The sequence below is a fragment of the Microbacterium sp. ZW CA_36 genome (assembly GCF_044987475.1).
Classification (GTDB): domain Bacteria; phylum Actinomycetota; class Actinomycetes; order Actinomycetales; family Microbacteriaceae; genus Microbacterium.
On sequence record NZ_JBJDRL010000112.1, the window covers coordinates 1 to 5991 of the forward strand.

Below are 5991 nucleotides of genomic sequence, written 5' to 3' on the forward strand. Positions count from 1 at the left end.
GCGCTGAGCACCGCGCCGCCGCGCTGAGCATGGCGCCGCCGCGCTGAGCACCGCGCTGGCCTGATCCCGCCGCGTCGCGGCACCCGACGCCGCGGCGGATGCTCGGCAGTGTGCGGCATTCGCACCCGTACCGTTCTCAGGAGCACAAGCAGTAGCGCGCGGCGTCACCCGCGTGATTCCGGGGCGGGGTGGCGCGCCGGGCCGGTTGATCCTGAGTTGGGTACGCGCGACCACTTGCGCCATCTGTTGTTACCGGTAACATCGATGCGCGCGACCGAGCGAGCCGCGCGACCCGCACGAGACCCGACGGAGGACCCCGTGACCAGCCCCGAGCCGACGACGCAGGCACCCGCGTTCACACCCGAGGTCGAGGCATCCATCGCCGCCATCCGCGTCGATGTCGCGAAACTCCACGGCGAACTCGTGCGCTACGGACTCGTGGTCTGGACCGGGGGCAACGTGTCGGGGCGCGTTCCCGGCGCCGACCTCTTCGTCATCAAGCCGTCGGGCGTCTCATACGACGACCTCGCCCCCGAGAACATGATCCTGTGCGATCTCGACGGCAACGTCGTCCCCGGCACGCCGGGCAGCGACCGCAGCCCCTCCAGCGACACGGCGGCGCATGCCTACGTGTACCGCCACATGCCCGACGTCGGCGGCGTGGTGCACACGCACTCGACGTTCGCCGTCGCCTGGGCCGCGCGCGGCGAAGAGATCCCGTGCGTCATCACGGCCATGGCCGACGAGTTCGGCGGGCCGATCCCCATCGGTCCGTTCGCGATCATCGGAGACGACTCGATCGGCCGCGGAGTCGTCGAGACGTTGACGGGCCATCGCTCCCGCGCCGTGCTCATGCAGAACCACGGCCCCTTCACGATCGGGGTGTCGGCGAAGGACGCCGTCAAGGCCGCGGTCATGGTCGAGGACGTCGCCCGCACCGTGCACTACGCGCGTGAGGCCGGCCCCCTGATCCCCATTCCGCAGGACGCGATCGACCGCCTCTTCGACCGCTACCAGAACGTCTACGGCCAGTCGTCCGACGAGCGTCGTGACGGCGCCGACGAGCGCGCGGAAGAGGCCGGCCGATGAGCGCCGACGCGATCCTGGCAGGGCGCACGGCGCTCGGCATCGAACTGGGCTCGACCCGCATCAAGGCATGCCTTGTGGACGCCGACGATCCGGCGAACGTGCTCGCCGTGGGCTCGCACGCGTGGGAGAACCGCTACGAGTCGGGTCTGTGGACCTACTCGCTCGACGACGTGTGGTCGGGGCTCCAGGCCGCGTACGCCGATCTCGTCTCCGACGCGCACCAGCGCCACGGCGTCGCGCCCGAGACGTTCGGCGCGATCGGCGTCTCGGCGATGATGCACGGCTACCTCGCCTTCGACGAGGCGGGCACACTGCTCGTGCCGTTCCGCACGTGGCGCAACACGAACACCGGACCCGCGGCGGCGGAGCTCACCGATGCGTTCGGCGTGAACATCCCGCTGCGCTGGTCGATCGCCCACCTGCATCAGGCGGTGGTGGATGCCGAGACGCACGTCCCCGACATCCGCTTCGTCACGACGCTCGCCGGCTTCGTCCACCAGCGCCTGACGGGGGAGAAGGTGCTCGGCGTCGGCGACGCGTCGGGGATGTTCCCGATCGACTCCGCCACGGGCGACTACGACGCCGGGATGCTCGCGCGCTACGACGCCCTTCGACAGGCTCAGGGACCGGCTGCCGGAAGGCTCACCGTCGGCCATGTCGCCGACCTGCTGCCCCGCGTGCTCGCCGCCGGTGCTCCCGCCGGCGCGTTGACGGAGGAGGGCGCCGCGCTCCTCGACCCGACCGGCGCGCTGCGCCCCGGCATCCCGTTCTGTGCTCCCGAAGGTGACGCGGGCACGGGCATGGTCGCGACCAACGCCGTCGCACCGCGGACCGGCAACGTCAGCGCAGGCACGAGCATCTTCGCGATGGTCGTCCTCGAGCGGCCGCTCGAACGCGTCCACCACGAGCTCGACCTCGTCGCGACACCGTCCGGCGACGCGGTGGCGATGGTCCACTGCAACAACGGCGCGAGCGAGCTCGCCGCCTGGGCGGGCATGTTCGCCCGGTTCGCCGCCGCGTCGGGGACGCCGCTCGCCGACGACGCCGTATACGAGACCCTGTTCCGCGAGGCGCTCGAGGGCGAGGCGGATGCCGGTGGGCTGCTCGCCTACAACCACCTGGCCGGCGAGCCGATCGCCGGCCTCTCGGAGGGTCGCCCACTGTTCGTGCGCACGCCCGACAGCCGCTTCACGCTCGCGAACGCCATGCGCGCCCAGCTCTATGGCGTCTTCGGCACGCTCGCGCTCGGCATGCGCGTGCTCGACGACGAAGGGGTCGGCCTCGACCGCATGTTCGCCCATGGCGGCATGTTCCGCACCGCCGGGGTCGCGCAGCGCTTCCTCGCCGGTGCGCTCGGCGCTCCGGTGTCGGTCGGCGACACGGCCTCGGAGGGCGGGGCGTGGGGCATCGCCGTGCTCGCCGCCTACCTCCCGCACGCCGGCGAGCTGAGCCTCGCCGCGTATCTCGACGACCGGGTCTTCGCGAACACGGCGATCGCGACCGCTGAACCCGACCCCGCCGATGTCGCGGGCTTCGCCGCCTATCTCGACCGCTACCGCGCGGGCCTGGCCGTCGAGGCCGCCGCCGTCACGTCACTCACCGGTCGTTGAGCGAGCGAAGCGAGACGAAACGCTCCGAGCCTCTCACTGCGTTTCGTCTCGCTCGTTCCTCGCTCGCTCAACGACCGGTTCTCGCGAAAGGAAAATCTCATGACCCGCACGCCCCTGTCCACCTCGCTCGACGCCTATGAGATCTGGTTCGTCACCGGCAGCCAGAACCTCTACGGCGAGGAGACGCTGCGCCAGGTCGCGGCGCAGTCGCAGGCCGTCGCGGAGGGCCTCGCGGGCCTTCCGGTCAAGGTCGTGTGGAAGCCGGTGCTCAAGGACTCCGACTCGATCCGCCGGCTCGCCCTCGACGTCAACGCGCGCGACGACGTCATCGGCGTCGTGGCGTGGATGCACACCTTCAGCCCCGCGAAGATGTGGATCGCGGGGCTCGACGCACTGCAGAAGCCGCTGCTGCACCTGCACACGCAGGCCAACGTCGAGCTGCCCTGGGCCGAGATCGACTTCGACTTCATGAACCTGAACCAGGCCGCGCACGGCGACCGGGAGTTCGGGTACATCCAGACCCGCCTCGGCGTCGCCCGCAAGACCGTGGTAGGTCACGTCTCGAACCCGGCGGTGCGCCAGCAGGTCGAGGACTGGCAGCGCGCGGCAGCCGGCTGGGCCGCCTCCCGCTCGCTGAAGCTCGCCCGCTTCGGCGACAACATGCGCTACGTCGCGGTCACCGAGGGTGACAAGACCGAGGCCGAGCTGCGCTTCGGCGTGCAGGTGAACACGTGGGGCGTGAACGAGCTGGTGGAGGCGGTGGATGCCGCCTCCGACGCCGAAGTCGACGCGCTGGTCGCCGAGTACCTCGAGCTGTACGACGTCGCGCCCGAGCTGCGGCCGGACGGCGACCGCCACCAGTCGCTGCGCGACGGCGCGGCGATCGAGCTGGGCCTGCGGAGCTTCCTCGAGGAGGGCGGCTTCGGCGCCTTCACGACCTCGTTCGAGGACCTCGGCGCGCTGAAGCAGCTGCCTGGTCTCGCCGTGCAGCGCCTCATGGCCGAGGGCTACGGCTTCGGCGCCGAGGGCGACTGGAAGACCGCCATCCTGGTGCGCGTCGCGAACGTCATGGGCGCGGGCCGCCCCGGCGGCGCGAGCCTGATGGAGGACTACACCTACGACCTGGTCGCCGGTGACGAGAAGATCCTCGGCGCCCACATGCTCGAGGTCTCGCCGTCGCTGACCACGGCGAAGCCGCGCCTCGAGGTGCATCCGCTCGGCATCGGCGGCAAGGACGACCCGGTGCGTCTCGTCTTCACGGCCGACCCCGGACCGGCGCTGGTCGTCGCCATGAGCGACATGCGCGACCGCTTCCGCCTTGTTGCCAACATCGTCGAGAACGTGGATGCGCCCGACCTGCCGAAGCTCCCCGTCGGACGCGCGGTCTGGAAGCCCGCGCCGGACTTCGCCACCAGCGCCGCCTGCTGGCTCGCCGCCGGCGCCGCGCACCACACGGTCATGACCACCGCGGTGGGCATCGAGGTGTTCCGGGACTTCGCCGAGATCGCGGCGACCGAGCTCGTCGTCATCGACGAGGACACCACGGCGCGCGGCTTCCAGCGCGAGCTGCGCTGGAACCAGGCCTACTACCGTCTCGCGCAGGGTCTCTGATCCCTGGGACCCAGTCATCCGGGGTTGGGGCGCATGGCGTCCGTTCGGGGCGCACGCGGTGCGCTCCGAACGAGCGGGGTGCGCCCCAAACCGCGTCGCCACGCGCCACGTGCCACGGGCGACTGGGCTGCCCCCCAAGCCGGCAGGGACCATGCCTGGGAGCGATCCCGGTACTGTGATCTGCGGCGAACTTCCCTGCATCTGAAGAGGATTCGAAACTCATGGCACGACCCCCCGCATCAGGAACCCAGCACGCGCTCCGCGCCGGCGACTACGAAGCCGTCGTCGCGAGCGTCGGCGCGACGCTCCGCTCGCTCACGTATCGCGGCCGCGACCTCGTCGTGCCGTTCGAGGCCGACGAGGTGCGTCCCGCGCACCGCGGTGCGACCCTCGCGCCGTGGCCGAACCGCGTGGTCGACGGGCGCTACTCGTTCGGCGGGCGCGACTTCCAGCTGGCGCTCACGGAGCCCGCGCGCTCGCACGCGCTGCACGGCCTGGCGACGTGGCTCGACTTCGAGGCGATCGACAAGGGACCGGACCACGTGACCCTGGCCGCCGTCATCCAGCCGCAGACGGCCTACCCGTGGCGCCTCGTCGTCACGACGACCTTCGCGCTCGGGCCGGACGGGCTCACCCAGTCCGTCACTGCCCACAACGAGAGCGACGAGCCGGCGCCGTGGGGGACCGGGCCGCACCCGTACCTCGTCGCCGGCGACGGCCGCGTCGACGGGTGGACGCTCGAGCTGCCCGCGACGCAGGTGCTCGCCGTCACGCCCGACCGCCTCATCCCGACCGGTCTCGTCGCGGTCGACGCCGAGGATCCGGAGCGTTTCGACTACCGCTCGGCGCGGCCGATCGGCTCCGCCGAGATCGATCACGCGTACTCCGGCCTCACCCGTGACGCCGACGGCACGGCCACGGTGCGGGTGACGGATGCGGGTGGCTCGGGTGTCCAGATGTCGTGGGATGCCGCGTGCCCATGGGTGCAGGTCCACACCGCCGACAAGCCCGACACCGCGCAGAGCCGGCTGGGTCTCGCGGTCGAGCCGATGACCTGCGCACCCGACGCCTTCAACGCCGGGTCGTACGACTACGACGCGGGGCTCCTCGTCGTCGAGCCCGACGCCTCCGTCACCGCGTCGTGGCGGATCGGCGCCATCGGCTGATCGAAGTCTTGCGATCAGCGCCCTTGCTGATCGCGCGATCGCGGTAGCTCCCGCGATCGCTGCCGCACACGACGAAGGCGGAGCCGGCCCCCCGGTCGGCTCCGCCTTCATCGTGAGCGGGGGTTCAGGTGCTGTCCCGCAGGTCTTCCTTGATGTCGTTGCGCGTCTTCACCGAATCGCGCTCGGCTTCGGCCTTCTTGACGTCGGCATCAGCCTTCATCTCGTCGACCTTGTCTCCGACTCGATCGGTGGTGTCTTCCCACGCGTCCTTGATCTTCTCGCCGACGGCCTCGGCCGTCTCTTTCGCGTCGTCCATGAATCCCATCGATCTCTCCTCTCATGAGGGATGACATCGACGTTACGCCGGGGCCTTCGGCCGGATCAGGGGGTTGCACAGACGCGGGGCTCTTGATACACGGAGGGTCGCCGCCGCCGCCGCCGCCGCCGCCGCCGCCGCCGGCGACAGCAGCCGCAGGGCGCAGCGCAGCCGCAGGGCGCAAGCACGGGGCGCAGGG

At 71.2% G+C, this 5991-nt stretch carries 5 protein-coding genes; 4 read left to right on the forward strand and 1 reads right to left on the reverse strand.

The window, feature by feature from the left end:
* The first annotated feature begins 318 nt into the window (after positions 1-318).
* From ACI3KX_RS21665 to ACI3KX_RS21680, 4 genes are all read left to right on the forward strand, one after another.
* The gene (locus tag ACI3KX_RS21665) at positions 319-1089 is read left to right on the forward strand and encodes an L-ribulose-5-phosphate 4-epimerase (RefSeq protein ID WP_363354595.1); all 771 of its coding nucleotides are present in this window, start codon (positions 319-321) and stop codon (positions 1087-1089) included.
* Positions 1086-2699: an FGGY-family carbohydrate kinase gene (locus tag ACI3KX_RS21670; RefSeq protein ID WP_363354593.1), complete on the forward strand. Its 1614-nt coding sequence runs from the start codon at positions 1086-1088 to the stop codon at positions 2697-2699. The genes ACI3KX_RS21665 and ACI3KX_RS21670 overlap by 4 nt, the downstream gene beginning before the upstream one ends.
* A 99-nt stretch (positions 2700-2798) precedes the next feature.
* On the forward strand, positions 2799-4310 hold the full coding sequence (gene araA / locus ACI3KX_RS21675; RefSeq protein WP_363354591.1) for an L-arabinose isomerase: 1512 nt from the start codon (positions 2799-2801) through the stop codon (positions 4308-4310).
* Positions 4311-4531: 221 nt separating this feature from the next.
* Entirely contained in the window at positions 4532-5476 is a 945-nt protein-coding gene (locus ACI3KX_RS21680; protein WP_363354589.1) for an aldose 1-epimerase family protein, read from the forward strand.
* A gap of 124 nt (positions 5477-5600) precedes the next feature.
* On the opposite strand, the gene ACI3KX_RS21685 is transcribed toward ACI3KX_RS21680, so the two are convergent.
* Entirely contained in the window at positions 5601-5801 is a 201-nt protein-coding gene (locus tag ACI3KX_RS21685) for a hypothetical protein (RefSeq protein WP_349428724.1), read from the reverse strand.
* Positions 5802-5991 lie beyond the last annotated feature (190 nt).

Coding starts and splice junctions, on each gene's coding strand:
- ACI3KX_RS21670 (WP_363354593.1), top strand. CDS start 1,086: ATGAGCGCCGACGCGATCCTGGCAGGGCGCACGGCGCTCGGCATCGAA.
- araA (WP_363354591.1), top strand. CDS start 2,799: ATGACCCGCACGCCCCTGTCCACCTCGCTCGACGCCTATGAGATCTGG.
- ACI3KX_RS21680 (WP_363354589.1), top strand. CDS start 4,532: ATGGCACGACCCCCCGCATCAGGAACCCAGCACGCGCTCCGCGCCGGC.
- ACI3KX_RS21685 (WP_349428724.1), bottom strand. CDS start 5,801: ATGGGATTCATGGACGACGCGAAAGAGACGGCCGAGGCCGTCGGCGAG.